This is a genomic window from Acetomicrobium thermoterrenum DSM 13490 (genome assembly GCF_900107215.1).
Classification (GTDB): domain Bacteria; phylum Synergistota; class Synergistia; order Synergistales; family Acetomicrobiaceae; genus Acetomicrobium; species Acetomicrobium thermoterrenum.
In genome coordinates this window covers 71,699-90,287 of record NZ_FNPD01000006.1, presented here as the reverse complement: position 1 = coordinate 90,287, position 18,589 = coordinate 71,699, and the positions used below count along the sequence as shown (strand labels likewise).

Below are 18,589 nucleotides of genomic sequence, written 5' to 3'. Positions count from 1 at the left end.
ATCATTAGAAATTAATGCCAGCTAAAGAGCACATGCTGGCTGCGCTTCTGAGAGATGATCCACTCAGAAACAATTTTTCCCCTTACCAAATGCTCTCTTACCAGGATGGGAACTTTGTCGGGAGTGATGTTTGCGTAAAGAACAACGCCGTCCCGCGGTGTATTTATCTCGACGAGGGGGTCGAAACCAGAAGCAGCTTCACCCTCTGCAATTATCACCCTGGCTCTGACGTTAGCCCTTTTCGTTTCATCCACAAAGGCCTTGGCCACTTTTTTATATGTCTCTCTGTTATTTAGCGATCCGATGAAGACTTTTACCGTAAATTCAGCACCCTCCCTAATTACCAGCTCCTTCCTGGCCTCTTCGGCCAACTTCTCAAGATCCTCGGGGCCTTTCAACTTAAAGCTGCACATTTCGCTCCCCTCACTCCATCGAATCTAAAATTCTCTTCATTTTCTCCTGAGTCAGCCTTCCAATCACCTTGCCATCGATCATTGCAGCTGGCGCCAGGCCGCAGGAACCCAAACAATAGACGATCTCGTATGTAGCCTTCAAATCCTCGGTAGTTTCGCCGGGAGAGATGCCCAATTTTTCCTCTATGACACGCCTTATCCTGGGACCTCCCTTGACATGGCAGGCAGTACCGTCGCATTGTTGGATCACGTGACGTCCTCTTGGCGTCAAATGGAACTGTGCATAAAATGTAGCTACTCCGAAGACCTTGCTGTAGGGAAGGTGCAACATCTCCGACAATACTACCAGGGTCTCCTTCGGCAAATAGCCGATTACCTCCTGGGTTCTCTGGAGCAGAGGTATTAAACCTAAATTCTCTTCCTTAGCCTTGTTTACGATATCCTCTAGCTCCTTAATGTCGAGCTCGACTTCTTTAGTGCCTTTAGTCACACACCTCACCTCTTTCCCTTCTTTAGTGATAGTGATATGTTTGACTAGTAACATGTTTTTTATATTATACTACGCTTTAAAAGTAAATTATCTGTATATTGTATTATATTAATGAGGATAAATCGCGCTCTGGAAGGAAGCTTTTTTTTCGAGAAGTTCCCCCTAGAAATATGACGAAAGTTTGATATCCTATTACGAGACGAAATGTCGAGCATCTCACATACAAAGCAGACATGAGGGATAGAATTGAAACTTGAAATATTGGCCAACAGACTGAGAGAAATAGGCATAAAGGACCTAAAAAAAGACGAGCCGCTGGCCCTCCACTCGAGCTGGAAGATCGGCGGACCTGCCGATGTGTTGGTAAATGTGAGCGACATACCCTCCCTGCAGAAGTTGATCGTCTTCGCCAAGGAGTGGGACATCCCCTTTATCGTCATCGGAAGGGGAAGCAATATACTTTTTCCCGACGAAGGCCTGCGTGGCATAGTGGCAAAATTCGGCAAAGCCTTCGCAAGTGTTCGGACAAGCGGCACAAGTATTGTCGCCGATGCCGGTGTGTGGACTCCTCGCTTGGCAAAGATCGCCGCCTCAAAAGGCATCTCGGGACTTGAGCACGTCAGCGGAATACCTGGTACCTTGGGCGGGCTTATCTACATGAATGGAGGCAGCTTGAGGCGTTCAATCGGCGATAATGTAAAAAGCGTTTTGGCTTTGGACGAAAGTGCAAATCTCATCGAGATATCTCGCGATAAGTGCGAATTTTCTTATCGCAGCTCTCTTTTTCAAAGAAAAAATTATGTAATCCTCAAGGCCTGCATCGAGGGCAAAGGCGATGACCCCAAAAACATCAAAAGGCGCATTTTAGACATACTGGCCGAGCGAAAATGCAAATTTCCCCTTAAATTTCCAAGTTGCGGCTCCGTCTTCACGAACAATGCGGAAATATACGAAGTATGCGGCCCGCCGGGCAAGATAATAGAAGAGGCGGGTTTGAAGGGACTTCGCGTGGGGGGGCTCATGGTTAGCACAATGCATGCCAACTTTATAGTTAATGTGGGAGGCGGGCGCTGCAAAGACGCCTTCGAGCTAATTTCCATGATTAGAGAGACAGTCCACAAAAGGACTGGTTTTTGGCTCGAATGCGAGGTAAGGTATGTTACCCCCAAGGGAAAGATAGCGCCTTTACATGAATTTCTTTAGGGAAGGAGGTGGTGAGCCATGGGGTTTTGAACAGGGAGAGGCCTCAGGTACTATCGAAATAAAGAGCGTGAACCCCGCCGACTACGAATCGGAGATCGTTGACCTCTACAGACGTGCTTACAAAGGCTTAGAGGAGTACGCTGACACCGATATCGAGACGATCAAAAGATATCTCGGATGGCTTTACAGGCGAGCCGATGGCGGTTTTTTGGTCGCCTTTGACGGATCGCGAATCGTAGGTTTCGTGTCCATAGACCACAAATGGCTTTCCCCGGAGAGCCATATCGTGGGAGAAATACATGAAATCTTGGTCGACCCCGATTACCAGGGCAAAAGAATCGGGAAACTGCTATTGGAAAAGGCCGTGGACTTATTGGCTAAAAGAGGCGTCAAGATGATAGAGCTGTGGGCGGGCGAAAAGAATTTCCACGCCCAAAATTTTTACAAAAGCCAGGGTTTCGAAGAAAAAGAAAAAAGAGGAAAATGGATAAGGTTTATAAAAAATCTTTGAAGGGATGCTTTTTAAGTTAACATTGGCTGTTTTAGGTTTAACCTAAAACAGCCTTTATTTTTGAATGTTCAGCGAACCCTTGAAATATTCAACTCATCCCTCGAGATATCTGTAAGGGAGGCCAAAAAGGCCGTCAAAATCCTGCTTGCAACATCCATTTCCCCCAAGGAGATGTGTTCAAAGGGCGTATGGGATATGGAGAGCTTTCCTGGACCAAAAACTATCGCGGGGATGCCCGCTGTAACGTAAGGCTCTGCATCGCTCCAACTTTTAAAAGCTCCCGTTTGCAAGCTCAGGCCTAACTTTGCTGAAGCAACTTCCTTAAGTTTCCTGGCGATTGGAACTTCATCGTCCAACTGAAAGGAAGGCGAGACATCGTCGATCTCGTAGTCGACCCCCTTCTCCTCAAAGAACTGCCTTAACTGAATCTCTGCCTCTCTGTGATCTACCCCTGGCAATAACCTGAAATCGACGTACATCTCGCTTCGGCTTGGAATGACCAGTTCGTCGACAGAACCGCCAAACAGAGCCTGCACGTTGAATCCGGCCTCGCCAATGCGAGGATGCTCCCCTTCGAGAAAGGGTAATTCCTTCAATTTGGACAAAAATTCGATGGCCTTTGTAATGGCGTTTTCTCCCGCCTCGAAATCGCTTCCATGGGCGGGCCTACCTGAAAAATTCAGTCTGACTCCTATGGCTCCTGCTTCCATTGTGCATATATCAAGCTCCGTCGGCTCAAAGACGATGACCTCTTCCGGCTTTAGGTTCACTGCTTCGCAGGCTCCTCTGCCGCCCTGTTCTTCGTCGACGGTAAAAACTATGCTCGCAGGAAAGTCAACATCCCCTTTGGTTATCTGTGCATAGTCTTCCAGGGCAATTATGAGCGATGCTATTGACCCTTTTATGTCGGATGCCCCTCTGCCGTAAACCAAATCTCCGTCCAGATACGGGTTACACTTAATACCTTCCATGATTTCAGGAACGGTGTCTACATGAAGATCGAACAACACCTTAGAACCCGGGTTAAAGACTAAATTTCCCATATTTTCGGTTATCATTTGCCTTTTTGAAGGAAGGTCAAGAAACTGCAGCCTTTTTTCGAGGTATCCCAAGATAGGTCCTTCATTTCCGCTCGGACTTGGAATTTCTATGAGCCTCAAAAGCTCACCGGCCAGTCGATCAAATCTTTCGTCATTCAATCAAAACACCCCCTTGAAGCTCCCGCTTCCGAATCACCTCCGCAACATCTTTTAATAAAGAGGAACTTAGAGGTTAAGATTAATTGTATCACGAATATCAAAAAAATATATTTTTATCCTGATATAAAAAGGAATTAAGGCGAGTTCATTGTTATATTAAGCTGCTATGTATATCATTTAAAAAGAGGATACTTACACCTTTACTCAAAGGCCCATCGCTCATACTTATACAAAAAGACGGCAAAAAATAGTAGGCCTAAAAAGGCCCTTGAAAATTTGAAGGGCTTCGGTCCTTTCTTTGCAACTTCTACCCCTTCGGAAACGCCGGTCATCCGGCATAAACTTTTGACGTTAAGCATATGTATAACTGGTATTCCTCTTTTGAGGACCAATCCTATAACCCCATTGCCGGCGCGTTCGGCATATCTTGAATCCAAAAAACCTGGTGGTAACGACAATACAGCATCGTCGGTTCCCATATTTGCATGAGATCCGCCAATTTGCACCACCAAAGCAGGTTTAAATATATCCAAACGTCCTACCTTTGCATCAATCACTTCTTGCAATGACTTCGCTTGTAAAAGCGGTACATCGTCCGATATCGCAGATTGCGACAATATTTCAAGTCCATCCGGAGGAATGCCTGCTCCTATTTCGTAGTCTCCGCCAAAGGTATAAAAAGCCGCCTTCGTAGAGATAAATCCTGCCCTTCTCAGTTCCCTTAGAATTATCGGGATAGGAAAATTCGGATCATTAGCGCCATAGGAAGATGCGCCCAGCGAGACAACAAGCAGCACATCTAACCCCCTTTCCTCTGCGGCGACCAGGGAAGATATCAAAAAACCTGGAAAAGAACCTGAGCTTAAGATTGCAATCCTGTCTCCTCGCTTTAGTCCCGCCTTATCGAACCAACGCAGAAAGATCGCGCCCCAGAGGGGATTACATGAAATCTGTTTGGACGCCAAAGAGCCCACTGTGGTAGTTATGATGCTCCATTCGGTCCCGATAAGACCGCTTTGCCAAGGGTCCAAGCTTTGAGAGGGAGCAACTCCTTCTCTTTGCGTTTTTAAGCTGTAAAGATAAAATTGAGCTTCTCTGATCCGATCCCAAACCCTTTCCTCCTCGACAGTGAGAGTTCCTGAAGGCCAGGACCACACCAATAAAGATATAACGGCGGCAAGCATGAAAAGATACAGGTTACACCTTCGCGATAAAGTTGTGTCCTTTCCCAGGATCATCGAAAATATGCCACGCACGAAGGCGTTAAAATATCTCATATACCAAATTCCCCATTAAGACAGATAATCCGGTAACGACAAACAGCGCCAAGGACGTTGGAATGACGCCTTGACGCTGCATGTCAGCAGCGATAAGGCCTGGGACCACCCATCCAACCCATGGTAAAAAGGGGTTCGAGAAAAAGCCCAGCAATGCTGCGATGAGCAAAGCAAAGGACACCCTTTCCCTTCCGTATAGGCCAAAAACCCTGACGAGGACTTCCAGTAAAGAGAGTACAAGAAGCGAACTCAGTATGACGAAGGCAAACGTACGTGGTGCAAATGGCCCCAAAGCCAGCAAGCCCGGCGAAATTATCCCTCCCGTAGCTACACCTGTCCTGCGATAAAATATCAAACCTAAAGCTATACTTACAGCGATAACGATTAAATCCTGTCGCAGATATAATTCACCTCTTCATAAGAGAGCAGTTCTCGAAGGGGCAATCCTGCTATATTACCGCAACCGAAAACCAAACCTCTTTCACTCACGAAAGAAACGATCTCGTCAACATCCCTAAAATAAATCCATTTAGCACCTTTTATATGACGAAGGGGATGGGAACCGCAAATGTAAATACCTTTGTACTGAGCATTATTAAACCATGGTTCAAACGCCTTCAGCCTTCCCGGCCTATCTCTACGATTGTTAAAAAGCACAGTAGTCTCTTCTTTCTGCCATTTAAGGGAAAAAAGAAGGCTTACGGTGCTTTCTACGTCGTTAGCCGAAAAACCCCATGCCAGAAGACCATTACCCATCTTTAGAACTCTAAATCTACCTGGATCATCAGTTAAATTACTGCTCAGAGATTCCTCTGTTACATTAAGTCCATATGTCTTTAGAGCATTTATAGCTAAAGCCTTATTTGCTTCCTCAAAATCTACAGCATCTCCTGTCAAAAAAACCTCGTTACGATTTTGTTTTAAAATCCCGTGCAATTTTTCTTCCAAATGCATGTCAGGGCCCAATGCTACAGGCACGCCCTTCGGGATCCCAGAAAGCAAAGCCCGCATCGCACCTTCTTTCGTCGGACCCCAAGCTTCTGGATGGTCTTCCTTTAAGTTGGTCCAGATTACTAGGTTGGGCTTGAGCCACTTTGCCGCCAGAGGCTGAAGCTCGGCGGAGACAGCACTGTTTTCCACGACGATAGCTTCCGAATCTTCGGGCACATGGTAAAGCCACCACCGGAGCTCTTCGATATGCCCCTCTCTCGATCTGACTATCTGCCGAACACCGCTGGGCAATATTTCCATCGGGACGACTCCGGTAATACGAGAAAAACAGGAGATACCTAATGCCTTAAACCCAGCCGTCATTAACCTTACCAAAGTGCTCTTTCCTCTTGTTCCTGTAACAAGGATTTTGTATCTGGTTATGTTTTTACACCTCTTATTTGATTATAATATCACACGATAGAGAAGACTTCTTCTCTATTGTGTGATAGACATTATCAATTAATTTCTCCTGAGCTCCGTATTGAAAATGAAATACAAAAATAATTTTAGAGAGCAACTTAGGTGGATTTTTATATTTTAAGTGAAACTTATTCCTTTGGTTCCATTTCCTCCTTACCAAATTCGACAGTCTCTAACCACCACGTGGGATATCCAACAGCATCCTGTTTTCCGTCAGGATAGGTTATATAACCATCACAATATTTTCCAACAAGCCTTTGCGCTAGCGACCACCAACCATCAACAACCTTATTTATATTGTCATTAACGTAATCCGTCAAATAAGATTGTGCCTCGGCAGGATTTTTACTATAAAGGTCCATAGCCTTTTCCTCTATTATAGGTTGATACATTAAAAATTCATTTTCATATGCTTCTTGTGCTTCTTTTATATCTTCTATACTTGTACTTATACTTATCATGTCGATGTTATAATCTATAGATAACAAAATATTATCTAAAATTTATAATATCAATCTAATTGGGTATTATGTTTTTCGTTTAGAAACATCCCCTATCGAGCCAGACCTTCTAGATCTTTGCAACATCCAAACTCCAACTATTGCGATTACGCCACCCATAATCGATATAAAAGTGGGCATTTCGTCCAGCCATATCCAAGCTATGAATATAGCCATTACAGGATTCAGGAATAGACTGCTGGCAACCAGAGAGGCAGGATTTCTGGAAGTGGCGTAAGCCCAGCCCGCATAGCCGATGCAGGTCGGGAAAATGGCGAGATACACGACAGTGATAGTGGCAGATGGAGGTGCCGTTATAACCGCCTTCAAAAGGTCCTTTCCAAAGGGGATCATCAAGATAGTTCCGGCCATTATTACATAAGTTGTAAGACGAAAGGCACCATATTTAGGTAAAAGCTTTTTCTGGTAAACGAAATAGAAGGACTCCATAAAGGCCGCACATAAAATCCAGAGAGCTCCCAACTCCAGGCCAAAATCGCCTTCGCCAAGTGAAATCACGGCTGCTCCCGTAAAGCTCATGATAATGCCGGCCCAGCCCAAAGGGTTCATCTTTTCCTTTAAGATGATAACGGCCAATATGGCAGTGAAAACGGGAGCCGTGGCGATCAAGAGACTTGCCGAACCCGCCGCAACCGTCTGTTCTCCAATGCAAAGCGGTATATGGTAAAGGAGCATGCCCGTAGCGCTCAGAAAAAATATAAATGGGAGATCCTTTAATTGGGGCAAACCGAACTTAAAAAATACGAAGGGAAGCAATATCAGCGAAGAGATCATAAAACGGAGGACAGCAAGATGAAGAGGAGTATAATGCTCTAGAGCTGCCTTTATCGCAGCGAAGGCCGACGACCACACTAAAAGAGTAACTGCCAAGGCAATGAGGCTCGACCAATCTAAAGAAGTATCGACGGTCGCTTCGTCGACTTGAAATTCCCTGTTCTCCATTATATATCTCTCCCTGATCGTTTATATTGATTCTTTGATAGCTATCTCATTGTACTAAAGAATAAGTTCTTTTGCCCAAGCTCCAATTGTGAAGTATAATAAATTTCGAAAACATATCAAATTAAGGAGGGATTTTCCATGGCCGAATATCATGAACCGGTAGAAGAGCTCACTGCACAGGATAGAGATTTTCACAGAGCCCTGGCCAGCCTCAAAGAAGAGATAGAGGCAGTCATGTGGTACAACGACAGAGCTGCAGCCACAAAGGATCCAGCGATTAAAGCAGTAGTAGAGCATAATCGCGACGAAGAAATGGAACACGCAGCCATGCTTCTCGAATGGCTGAGGCGAAATATGCCGAGTTGGGACGAAGCTCTTCGTACCTACCTTTTTACCGAAGAGCCCATTACGGAAATTGAAGAATCGGCGACGTCAAACGAAACACCCTCGAAGGATAAAGCCCCTTCGAGCTTAAACATCGGATCTCTTAAAAAGTAAAGGAGGGATGAATCAGATGGATTTTTTAAAAAAAGAGCTTGCACCCGTAAATAACCCTGCGTGGGAAGAGATACTCCAAAGATCGGAAGAGATATTAAAACAGAACCTCTCCGCAAGAAAGTTTGTGGATTTCATAGGCCCCCTGGGTTGGGACTATGCAGCCTACCCGACGGGAAAGCTTAAAAAGGGCGATGCCTCCAAAGAGGTTTGTTATGCTACGCGCCTGAGTTTGCCTTTGGTAGAAGCTTACGTGCCCTTCGAGCTATCCCTATGCGAATTAGACAGTATAGCCAGAGGCTCCAAATCTCCCGATCTCTCTAGTCTCGAAGAAGCAGCCAGAAAGATAGCATCCTTCGAAGATAAAGCAGTATTCTATGGTTTGGACGATGCCTGCATAGAAGGCATTTTCGCTGCCTCAAAAGAGTTTGTCCAGGAACTGCCCCTTCAAGACCCATCGGAGCTCCTAGCAAGCTTGGCACAGGTAAGGGCGCATTTTACCTTACACGGCATCGAAGGACCCTACGCCCTTGTTGCAAGCCCGGCCCTTTATACCAGGATATACTCCGCAGGAGAAGGCTATCCCCTTTACAAGAAAATCAGCGACATTCTTGGCGACAGCAGGATAATCCTATCTTCCCAGATAAACGACGGAATAGTTGTCTCCCTTCGCGGCGGAGATTTCGAGCTCGTATCGGGACAGGACATCTCGATCGGTTATAAAGAGCACAATGATACAGTAGTATCCTTATATTATACTGAAACATTTACGTTTAACGTAAACACCCCGGAAGCTGCCGTTCCTTTAAAGCTGGTCGACTAAGGCTCCTATAAAAGGCTTACACCGATATGCCAAATAAGGGCCGCAGAAATCCGCGGTCCTTATTTTATGGTCTCAGATAACAAATCAGCACCCTTATTTTTTCTATGACTTCAAAATCAAAAGACATCGTAGGTATTGACGAATATATCAATTATCTTTACAAACTCGCTTGGCAGGAGCATCCTCGACTTTTCTACCATTTCGCCGGGAATGCCTCCATAATATGCGTGGGCCACGGCTCCTGCTATGGCAGCCTGCGTATCGGCGTCGCCGCCCAAAGATATCGCTTTTCTCAAGGCGTCTCCGAAATCATCGGACTCCAAAAAACCTATAAGCGCTTCTGGGACGGAACCGGGACAGGTGGCATCAAAGTTGTAGGAAGGACGTATTTCCTCGAGTTCTCTCGACAGGTCGTATCCAAAACGGCGTTCTATTTCTCGTTTTATCTGCTCCTTCAAATAACCTTTTCGAGCTAAAAATACGGCCAAAGCCACGGCCTGGGCGCCCTTTATACCCTCCGGGTCTGAATGCGTGGGAAGGGCACTTTTTTCGGCCTCCCTCAAAAGGTCCTCCGCTTCGTTACATGCCCATCCTATGGGGCTCGCCCTCATCGCCGAACCGTTTCCAAGGCTTTTTATAGATCTCTGTCCGTTAAATTTCAACCAAAGCTTAAACATTCGACCATAGCCAGCGTTTGGATATCGGCTGGCATATTTTAAATAATAATCGGCGTAAGACCCTCTATGCAACAGACAATCGGCCACCGCTACAGTGAGAACGGTATCGTCTGTGTAGGTGCAGCCTTCTTTAAAGAAAATTACCGCCTTTTCGTCTTTTACCGGATCAAACTCATATACCGATCCGACTATATCTCCCACAATTGCACCTAATATCAACAGATCCACCTCCGAGAATCAAAGGCCTTCATCCCTCCATCCTACGTAAAAATTCCCATTTTCAATTCCAGTATAAAATATTAGAATTAATATTGGAAATGAGAATTAAAATAAATCTAGAAATTTACCCCACTATGGATGGGGGTGATAAAAATGAAAAAATTTGCACGCTCTTTCCTCGTTGGGGCGGTAATTATTATATTTCTTTCGGCTAACGCTTCATTGGCTGCGCTGGAACCCGATTCGGTAAAAAGTGTTTGGGCGAAATTGGCAAAAACAGCCGGAATCGATCCTTCTGCTCCAATCGCTGTCGTCGACCAAAAGGAGCCGAACGCCTGGGTCTCTTTTTCCTTGAATAAGTATTCGATAACGGTGACAAAGGGAATGCTCGAATTGCTGGACAGCGAAGATGAGCTTGCGGGCGTGCTGGCCCACGAGATCGGACACATAAAACTCAATCACTACAGCAGAACGGTCACCCGAAGCATTTTATGGGGCCTCTTGTTCCGCAAGGTGGGAAGTTCTTCGGGCATAGATCCTTTGGACATTGGCTACGCCCTTGCAGAATCCGGTTTTAGCCGTGAGCAGGAAGTGGAAGCAGACGACTACGGCATAGAGTTGGCCGCCAGGGCCGGTTACGATCCATGGGGTTTGGTTAGGGCACTGGAAAAGATGAAAGAGGCAGGTTACGAGACCAGTCCCAGCGGCTTTAATTCGCATCCTCCAACCGACAGAAGGCTTATCCATGTAAGAAACAAGGCGGCAGAAGTATCGACACGTTATTAAGCGCTCCTTCAAAATGAATTTTTTAGGGAGCGTAAGGAGAAGGGATCCTTACCATCAAACTCCTGTATGGGCCTTTGGGCTTTTTATTGCAACCGGTAAAGCCATTGCAATATCGTTCTGGTGCCGAACCCCGATATTCCGCTGGAGTAGTACCCGAAAGGCTCCTTATAGTAACTTACGCCTGCTATATCGATATGAGCCCAGGGAATGTCTTCGGGCACAAACTCTCTCAAAAACATGGCAGCAGTGATGGCGCTTCCATATCTTCCCGCTGAATTGGCCACATCGGCAAAGGGCGAATCCAAGCGCTTTCTCAAGCGCTCGTCGTCCATGGGAAGCTGCCAGAGCATTTCTCCCGTGAAGGACGACGCATCGAGCAATGCGTTGCAAAGGGCTTGATCGTTCGCAAATATTCCTGCCCTGTAAGGACCCAGGGCTACGGCACAACCTCCCGTAAGAGTAGCAATATCGACCATGCAAGAGGGATTTAACTTCGAGGCAAAACCCAACACATCTGCCATAGTCACCCGCCCTTCGGCGTCGGTGTTATCGATCTCTATGGTCTTTCCTGTATAGGTTTTGATTATATCATCGGGTTTATATGACGAACCGCTCGGCATGTTCTCAACGGCTCCTATCAAGGCGTGCACTTCCATCGGCAAATTTAACTTGACAAGGCTTCTCATCGCTCCCAAGACGACACATGCTCCCGTTTTATCACCCTTCATGGTCCTCATGTTCTCTGAGGTTTTTATATCCAATCCGCCGCTATCGAAGGTGAGCCCCTTTCCGACAAGGGCAATTTTCTTTAAAGGCCTGGACGACGGCTTGTACGTCAGGTGGATCAACCTGGGTGGATTAGCAGATCCCCTCCCGACAGCAAGGAGGGCATTCATGCCCATGCGTTCCAACTCTACTTCGTCGTATATCTCGCATTCCAAGCCCATATCATCAGCCAAATCAACGGCCGCCTTCGCCAAGGTGGCTGGGTTGACAAGGTTTGGAGGCTCGTTCGCCAAATCCCTGGCATAATTCTGTCCGCAGGCAAAAAGGACGCCTCTTTCGATGGCATCGTCGTCGCCATTTATTATATAGAGGTCATCAATTTTCCCTTTATCTTCCTCCTTTCGGCCATCGGTTTTATATCGGTCGAACTTGTAGGCGCCGAGCAAAGCCCCCTCGGCAAAGGCCTGTGAAATGGGAGGGTTAATTTTTGGAGAGTAAAGATATAGTTCTCCGACATATGATTCTAAAGCGGCCTTCGTTACAATTGCAGCAGCAACCCTGTAATCGTCTATTCTCGCTTTCGATTCTTGTCCCAATCCCGCCAGAAAAACCCTGGGCGTCGGGCCTTCGGAAAAAGTGACTTTGAGCAAACTTTCCTTCTTACCGGTAAAGTGCTCATGTTCCGCCTGTCTTTTGACCCTCTTGCCCAAACCTTCAAGCTCTTTCAAAGACTCCTCAATTTTGCCTTCAAAGACGAAAATACCCAATGCCTGCGAGCTCACCTCGCTTGGCCTCGCTGAGCTTTTGTAAACTTTCAACATCAACACCTCCAGTTTTATTCCAGGAACCCAACAAAATTTAACACCCTAAAGCCGAAAATGCCAAGACAACAAACTTTTTCGGATATTTCCTGCCAGTACTGAAACTATACGGCGGCGTGACGCCAAAAAAGACTGTTTTTAAAGTAACGTTGGTTTTACAATTTTGTAAAATTGTTGTTACATAGAATATGATAAGCTCTTAGCGAATGTTATTGTTTTCATAAGTATGTACAGGCATGAATTTTTCATGAAGCTTTATAGAAGCGTAAGTCAGTTATCCAAAAGGAGGAAGTTCTGATTTGAGGGATAGAAAGCAACGGGATCTCATAGCCAGGACCATTATAAGCGGCATAGCTATGGTGGGTATCTTTATCCTTATATTTATCTTGTTTTTCTTGATAAAGGAAGGAATCCCGGTTTTAAAATCGACGTCGCTCAAGGAGCTTTTATTCGGATTATATTGGTATCCCACTTACTCTCCTCCGGATTTTGGAATGCTCCCTTTAATAGCGGGGTCATTGGCCGTAACTATTCTGTCGTCCCTCTTCGCCCTTCCATTAAGCGTTCTGGTCGCCATATACTTATCCGAAATTTGCCCATCCCCTTTAAGAAATATAATGAAACCTCTGCTCGAAATGCTTGGTTTTTTACCTTCTGTGGTGCTGGGTTTCGTCGGAATGGTCCTTTTGGCCCCCTGGCTTCAAAATACCTTTGAGCTGGTCTCTGGATTAAACCTTTTCAACGCCTCCCTACTTCTGGGCATCCTAATCATACCTATAACTGGGTCGCTGGCTGACGACGCGATTTCTTCCGTACCTTCCGACATTAGGGACGCCTCCTTTGCCCTGGGAGCCACAAGGCAGGAGACAATCACCAGAGTGGTCCTACCCGCCGCATTGCCCGGTATCATGCAGGCCTGTCTACTTGGCATGATGAGGGCAATTGGTGAAACCATGGTGGTTTTAATGGCCGCAGGAGGGGCAGCCATTATCCCAAGGAGTTTATTCGATCCCATAAGGCCTCTGACGTCTACTATAGCTGCCGAAATGGGCGAAACCCCAGTCGGTTCTCCTCATTATCACGCTCTTTTCTTTGCCGGATTACTCTTATTGTTAATGACCCTGGCGCTTAATTTTGCGGCCATCTGGGTAGAAAAGCGATGGAGGTGGCAATTGCATTGATGGGAAGAAAGTTAAAGGACAAATCATTGACCTTTATATTGTGGGCCTCTATGTTCGCTGTGATACTTATTTTATTCGGCATTTTGGGTTTCGTGATCGTCCAGGGAGCCGGAGCCTTGTCTATAGAATTTTTAACACAACCGCCCAGAAATTCTATGACGGAGGGCGGTATATTAACACCGATCGTGGGAACCGTACAGCTAATACTGGTCTCCATTGCCTTTTCCCTTCCTGTCGGAATTTGTACGGCCATATATTTGGTGGAGTACGCCAGAGACGATATATTCACAACAACACTGAGACTGGCCATAAGGAGCTTGGCGGGAGTTCCCTCAATAGTCTATGGTCTTTTCGGACTTTCCTTTTTCTGCATAATGCTTAAGTTCAATCCATCCCTCTTATCGGCAGGACTCACTTTGGGCTGTATTGCCCTACCGCTTATAGTGGGCGCAGCCGAAACGGCGCTCTTTGCCGTCCCCAAAAGCCTTCGATATGCATCTTATGCCCTTGGTGCCTCCAAGTGGCAGACTATCAGTAAGGTAGTAGTTCCTACGGCTATGCCATCCATCCTCACTGGTGCCATACTGTCCGTTGGCCGCGTCGCAGGGGAAACGGCACCTATTATGTTTACAGGCGCAGCCTTTTTCACGCCCGGAATTGCAAAAAGCCTGTTTCAGGAAGTCATGGCCCTTCCCTTTCACGTTTACGTTTTGGCTACTGCAGGCACATCTATAGACAAGACACGACCGCTTCAATATGGCGCAATTTTGGTCTTGCTCATTTTGGTCTTGGGAATCACTTTAGTAGGCATTATAATGCGCGCCAGATTAAGCCGTAGACGTTACTTAATGTAGCAAAGGAAGGTTTTTTAATATGAGCGACATTACGAGGGACATCATGAAAATGAAAATCGAAAATTTATTCCTTTATTATGAAGGCGTTATGGCGTTAAAAGACATAAACATGAAAATACCTAACAAAAGCGTAACGGCTCTCATAGGACCCTCAGGGTGCGGAAAAAGCAGTCTGCTAAGATGTCTCAACAGGATGAACGATTTCGTGCCAAACGCAAAAGTCGAAGGCAGGATTTACCTGGACGATACCGATATTTACTCTCCAGGCGTGGATTTAATCGAGCTTCGCAAAAAGGTGGGAATGGTCTTTCAAAGACCAAACCCCTTCCCCATGTCTATTTATGACAATGTGGCCTTCGGACCTCGCCTCCACGGTGTAACCGACAGAAACAGGTTGGACGAAATTGTAGAAAACAGTTTAAAAGCATCTGCCCTTTGGGATGAAGTCAAGGATATACTCACCAGGTCGGCTTTGTCCCTGTCGGGAGGACAACAGCAGCGTCTGTGCGTGGCAAGGGCTATCGCCGTAAATCCTGAGGTGCTTTTAATGGACGAACCAACTTCTGCGTTAGACCCTATGGCCACTGCCCGCATTGAACAGTTGATAAGAAACTTGAAAAATCATTTCACGATAGTGATCGTGACGCACAATATGCAGCAGGCTGCAAGGATTTCCGACGTGACAGCATTTCTTCTGATGGGAGAACTGGTGGAAATGGGGCCTACGGAAAAAATATTCACCTCTCCCGAAGACCAGCGCACTGCCGATTACATCACGGGTCGTTTCGGATAAAATATAACCAAATTTTAATTAACATAAGAGGGTCGGTGATGGAGTGATGGATATTAACGTTAGAGAGCATATAGACCTAGAATTAAAAAATCTGGAGGAAAAACTCTTAAAACTTGGCAAGCTGGCCATAGATGCCGTATCTCAATCGGTTCTTGCTTTAAAAGAACAGGATGTAGAAAAGGCCAAGGCAGTAATAGAGGGCGACAAAAATCTTGACGATATGGCCGAAGATATCGACATGAGTTGTTTGACGTTTATGGCCAGATTTCAACCCTTGGGACAGGATTTGAGGACGGTATCGGCAATAATGCATATGGCAGTCGACTTAGAGCGTATAGGCGATTACGGCGCAAGCATCGCAAAAAGGGCGATCAAGCTTTCCGACAGACCCCATATAAAACCTCTCCTGGATATACCTAGAATGGAAAGCGACATACGTAAAATGGTCTTTCTCGCCCTTAATGCCCTGATGGAAAAGGATACGAAAAATGCCGAGGATGTATGTCGTATGGACGATGAAGTTGACGATCTTGAGCGCCAGATATTCCGCGAACTTCTGTTGATCATGATAGAAAGACCGCAAGTAATAGAACAGGCAACCGAGCTTCTTCTTGTCGCCCGAACGCTTGAAAGAGCCGGAGATCATGCTACAAATTTAGCTGAAAGGGTTATCTATATAGTCACCGGGAAAAAGATAAGTGCCTCACAAATAAGGAGGCCTAGGGAGGAAAACTCTTGAGCGGTGAAAAAATACTTCTCGTAGAAGACGAAGAGAATATAGCTTCCCTCCTAAGCCAATACCTCTCAATGCAGAGATATGAAATAATAAAGGCCGCAGACGGAGATAGGGCTTTGGAGATTTGTTACGAGTCGTTGCCGGATTTGATCATATTAGACCTCATGTTGCCAATTATGGACGGCTGGGAAGTGTGCAGGAGGCTTAAAAAAGACCCCATAACGAAGGATATACCCATAATTATCCTGACCGCAAGGCGCGACGAAAGAGACGTCATTGAAGGTTTAGAGCTTGGTGCCGACGATTACGTAAAAAAACCTTTTTCCCTGGCTGAACTTCACGCGAGAATTAAGACCATCCTTCGCAGAGCCCATCCAGCTTCCCCTCAAAATGAAACGATAAAGCTTGGTAAGCTGGAACTCATTGCTGATGCGGATATCCTGACATACGAGGATATAAAGATAGTACTAACCCCCATAGAGACTGAGCTGATAAAGATATTGATGAAAAATGCACCAAAGATAGTCTCGAGGGAACAGCTGCTGGCGAAGGTGTGGGGGACATATCTTGGAGAGACCAGGACCATAGACGTTCATATAAGCAGATTGAGGACGAAGGTCAAGAAGGCTGGCTTGAACTTCAACCTAATTGAAACTGTCAGACATCGAGGCTACAGGCTCGGCGGTGACATCAATGATGAAAAGCATTAAGGGGCAGATAGTATTCTTCACGGTCTTTCTAGTCTTACTCACAATATGCTCATCGTGGTATTTATCTTCTAAAGCATTTCAAAATTCATTGATAAATCAGGCCTTCGAAGAACAGAGCCTCACGCTAGAGAATATTGAGAAATCAATTGCAAAGCTAAATCGATCGGAGGCCATCCGTTTTTTAGCCCAAAAAAATTTTGCCCATTCAGACAGAATATCTCTTTACGATTTAACTGGAAAAATAATATGGGATAGCAAGCCGGAAAAGGCAAAAATAGAATATTTATCGGGGAGCGCTGATTTTCAAAGAGCTTTAAAAGAACCGCTGGTCTTCGACAGTATTTACAATAGAGCAAAGAGAACCTATTTGACCCACATGTTGAAAAAAATTTCCTTGAGCGATGAAGAATTGATCGTAGTGTTATCCCGATCATTAAATCTGTTGACCTCGGTAAAAGGGGGCTTAAATTTATACTTTTTCCTGCTGATGTTGATCCTTTCTTTTTTTGCTGTTTTACTAAGCCATTTTATTATAAGAAAAATATTAACCCCCTTGGAAGAATTGTCCGGCGTAGCATCAAAACTCGCAGAGGGAAAAGAGGCCAGGTTTTCTCTCATCGGCCCTCCAGAGATATCGAATTTAGCGAAGAGCTTGAGAGAGATGGCGGAAAATCTGCAAAACACTTTAAAACTATTAAATCAACAGAGAAACAATCTAAAACAATTGATAGACTATCTCCCCGCAGGCGTCATCCTGATAGACAGCGAGGGGAAGATACTCTATCTTAACAAAAGCACGATAGATATGTTGGATATGGCTCAAGGCGATTACATCAATAAACTATTCATAGGTATAATAGGCCTTCCCAAACTGATAGAACTTTACGACGAATTAAAAGAAAGATCCGAAGCGGAATCGACCATTGAAGTAACCAATCAGAATAAAAGATACTTAAATTGCAAAGCAAAGCGTCTAGAAAAGGGTTATCTCTTCTTGATCACAGACACCACCGATCAGAAGCAAATGGAAATCGCCAGAAGGAACTTCATCGCCGATGCAAGCCACGAGTTTCAAACCCCTCTCACCGTAATAAAGGCCGCAACGGAAATTTTGGCATGTAATCCCAATATGGAGACCTCCGAGCGTGAAAAATTGTTGCAAAAAATCGCAGAACAACAGGATCGACTCTCCAGGTTGGTAGACGACCTTCTGTATCTCGCTAAACTTGAAAGCCAACAAACTACAATTACAATGGGAGAAAGAGAGACCGTAGATATCGTCTCAATACTTAAAGATCTGGTGAGTGAATATAAAGGCTACCCGCAGGTCAGATATATAGAATGGAAGGTGGACATACCCTTCTCTCGCGCTCCCATAGAAGCCTCCTACGACGCTATAAAAAAGGCCTTGGGCAATATAATCGATAACGCGGTCAAATATACACAGCAAAAATTCAAGGACCAAAAGGGAGGACTTATCTGTATATCCCTAGATGAGAACAAAAATTTTTGGCATGTGAGCATATCGGACAACGGCGTAGGAGTACCGTCGAACATGACTGAAGATATCTTCGCCAGGTTTAAGAGAGGCTCCTTTAAAACAGGATACAGAGAAAAATCAGCGGGCTACGGTCTTGGCCTTGCCATAGCGAAAAATATAATAGAAGGACACGGAGGAATCATAGAGTTAAAATCGCCTATAGACCCTACCACCTTTCTTGTAAGTTTGCCGAAACTACGTAAAAAAGATTAAGTCGGGTTGGCAAAATCCAGCAAAACATGTAAAATCAGATTTACAA

At 45.4% G+C, this 18,589-nt stretch carries 21 protein-coding genes; 11 read left to right on the top strand and 10 right to left on the bottom strand.

Annotated elements, in window-relative coordinates:
• Positions 1-11 precede the first annotated feature (11 nt).
• Together BLU12_RS06110 and nuoE are read right to left on the bottom strand one after the other, a co-directional pair.
• Positions 12-413 carry a thioredoxin domain-containing protein gene (locus BLU12_RS06110; RefSeq protein ID WP_091461385.1) on the bottom strand — a complete coding sequence of 134 codons (402 nt, stop codon included), beginning with the start codon at positions 411-413 and terminating at the stop codon, positions 12-14.
• Positions 414-423: 10 nt separating this feature from the next.
• Positions 424-957, bottom strand: coding sequence for an NADH-quinone oxidoreductase subunit NuoE (nuoE, locus tag BLU12_RS06105; RefSeq protein ID WP_091461384.1), 534 nt, complete (start codon positions 955-957; stop codon positions 424-426).
• A gap of 192 nt (positions 958-1,149) precedes the next feature.
• On the opposite strand from nuoE, the gene murB reads away from it, so the two are divergent.
• Together murB and BLU12_RS06095 are read left to right on the top strand one after the other, a co-directional pair.
• Positions 1,150-2,106, top strand: a complete 957-nt coding sequence (murB, locus tag BLU12_RS06100) for a UDP-N-acetylmuramate dehydrogenase (RefSeq protein WP_091461382.1) — start codon at positions 1,150-1,152, stop codon at positions 2,104-2,106.
• The gene (locus BLU12_RS06095) at positions 2,093-2,617 is read left to right on the top strand and encodes a GNAT family N-acetyltransferase (protein ID WP_091461381.1); all 525 of its coding nucleotides are present in this window, start codon (positions 2,093-2,095) and stop codon (positions 2,615-2,617) included. The genes murB and BLU12_RS06095 overlap by 14 nt, the downstream gene beginning before the upstream one ends.
• A 68-nt stretch (positions 2,618-2,685) precedes the next feature.
• Here BLU12_RS06095 and BLU12_RS06090 read toward each other — a convergent pair whose 3' ends face one another.
• From BLU12_RS06090 to BLU12_RS06065, 6 genes are all read right to left on the bottom strand, one after another.
• Positions 2,686-3,816, bottom strand: coding sequence for a M20/M25/M40 family metallo-hydrolase (locus BLU12_RS06090; protein WP_091461379.1), 1,131 nt, complete (start codon positions 3,814-3,816; stop codon positions 2,686-2,688).
• Between the two features lie 200 nt (positions 3,817-4,016).
• A complete protein-coding gene (gene pgsW / locus BLU12_RS06085; RefSeq protein ID WP_091461378.1) occupies positions 4,017-5,093 on the bottom strand; it encodes a poly-gamma-glutamate system protein in 1,077 nt (358 codons plus the stop codon).
• Positions 5,080-5,460: a poly-gamma-glutamate biosynthesis protein PgsC/CapC gene (locus BLU12_RS06080; protein ID WP_268753510.1), complete on the bottom strand. Its 381-nt coding sequence runs from the start codon at positions 5,458-5,460 to the stop codon at positions 5,080-5,082. Before BLU12_RS06080 ends, pgsW begins: the two co-directional genes overlap by 14 nt.
• Before the next feature lie 17 nt (positions 5,461-5,477).
• Positions 5,478-6,452, bottom strand: coding sequence for a Mur ligase family protein (locus BLU12_RS06075; protein ID WP_268753509.1), 975 nt, complete (start codon positions 6,450-6,452; stop codon positions 5,478-5,480).
• A gap of 182 nt (positions 6,453-6,634) precedes the next feature.
• Positions 6,635-6,994 (bottom strand): hypothetical protein, encoded by a 360-nt coding sequence (locus BLU12_RS06070; RefSeq protein WP_200778724.1) that lies wholly within the window; start codon positions 6,992-6,994, stop codon positions 6,635-6,637.
• Positions 6,995-7,033: 39 nt separating this feature from the next.
• Positions 7,034-7,969: a DMT family transporter gene (locus BLU12_RS06065; RefSeq protein ID WP_091461374.1), complete on the bottom strand. Its 936-nt coding sequence runs from the start codon at positions 7,967-7,969 to the stop codon at positions 7,034-7,036.
• A gap of 138 nt (positions 7,970-8,107) precedes the next feature.
• Here BLU12_RS06065 and BLU12_RS06060 point away from each other — a divergent pair, with 138 nt between their 5' ends.
• Complete coding sequence (locus BLU12_RS06060; RefSeq protein ID WP_091461372.1) at positions 8,108-8,467, top strand: encapsulin-associated ferritin-like protein; 360 nt, start codon at positions 8,108-8,110, stop codon at positions 8,465-8,467.
• Between the two features lie 16 nt (positions 8,468-8,483).
• The gene (locus BLU12_RS06055; RefSeq protein ID WP_234945504.1) at positions 8,484-9,287 is read left to right on the top strand and encodes a family 1 encapsulin nanocompartment shell protein; all 804 of its coding nucleotides are present in this window, start codon (positions 8,484-8,486) and stop codon (positions 9,285-9,287) included.
• Positions 9,288-9,403: 116 nt separating this feature from the next.
• On the opposite strand, the gene BLU12_RS06050 is transcribed toward BLU12_RS06055, so the two are convergent.
• Entirely contained in the window at positions 9,404-10,183 is a 780-nt protein-coding gene (locus tag BLU12_RS06050) for an ADP-ribosylglycohydrolase family protein (protein ID WP_234945503.1), read from the bottom strand.
• 153 nt (positions 10,184-10,336) lie between these two features.
• On the opposite strand from BLU12_RS06050, the gene BLU12_RS06045 reads away from it, so the two are divergent.
• Positions 10,337-10,969 carry a M48 family metallopeptidase gene (locus BLU12_RS06045; RefSeq protein ID WP_234945502.1) on the top strand — a complete coding sequence of 211 codons (633 nt, stop codon included), beginning with the start codon at positions 10,337-10,339 and terminating at the stop codon, positions 10,967-10,969.
• An 83-nt stretch (positions 10,970-11,052) separates the two neighbouring features.
• Here the strand turns inward: BLU12_RS06045 and BLU12_RS06040 are convergent, their stop codons facing one another.
• Positions 11,053-12,516: a leucyl aminopeptidase gene (locus BLU12_RS06040; protein WP_091461367.1), complete on the bottom strand. Its 1,464-nt coding sequence runs from the start codon at positions 12,514-12,516 to the stop codon at positions 11,053-11,055.
• Between the two features lie 299 nt (positions 12,517-12,815).
• On the opposite strand from BLU12_RS06040, the gene pstC reads away from it, so the two are divergent.
• The 6 genes from pstC to BLU12_RS06010 are packed head-to-tail and all read left to right on the top strand — an operon-like array spanning position 12,816 to position 18,543.
• Positions 12,816-13,697: a phosphate ABC transporter permease subunit PstC gene (gene pstC / locus BLU12_RS06035; RefSeq protein ID WP_091461365.1), complete on the top strand. Its 882-nt coding sequence runs from the start codon at positions 12,816-12,818 to the stop codon at positions 13,695-13,697.
• Entirely contained in the window at positions 13,676-14,551 is an 876-nt protein-coding gene (gene pstA, locus BLU12_RS06030; protein ID WP_091461363.1) for a phosphate ABC transporter permease PstA, read from the top strand. The genes pstC and pstA overlap by 22 nt, the downstream gene beginning before the upstream one ends.
• A 19-nt stretch (positions 14,552-14,570) precedes the next feature.
• On the top strand, positions 14,571-15,344 hold the full coding sequence (pstB, locus tag BLU12_RS06025; RefSeq protein WP_091461361.1) for a phosphate ABC transporter ATP-binding protein PstB: 774 nt from the start codon (positions 14,571-14,573) through the stop codon (positions 15,342-15,344).
• A 46-nt stretch (positions 15,345-15,390) separates the two neighbouring features.
• Entirely contained in the window at positions 15,391-16,083 is a 693-nt protein-coding gene (gene phoU, locus BLU12_RS06020; RefSeq protein ID WP_091461441.1) for a phosphate signaling complex protein PhoU, read from the top strand.
• Positions 16,080-16,790 (top strand): response regulator transcription factor, encoded by a 711-nt coding sequence (locus BLU12_RS06015; protein ID WP_091461359.1) that lies wholly within the window; start codon positions 16,080-16,082, stop codon positions 16,788-16,790. Before phoU ends, BLU12_RS06015 begins: the two co-directional genes overlap by 4 nt.
• Positions 16,774-18,543 (top strand): sensor histidine kinase, encoded by a 1,770-nt coding sequence (locus BLU12_RS06010; protein ID WP_091461357.1) that lies wholly within the window; start codon positions 16,774-16,776, stop codon positions 18,541-18,543. The genes BLU12_RS06015 and BLU12_RS06010 overlap by 17 nt, the downstream gene beginning before the upstream one ends.
• The last annotated feature ends 46 nt before the right edge of the window (positions 18,544-18,589 follow it).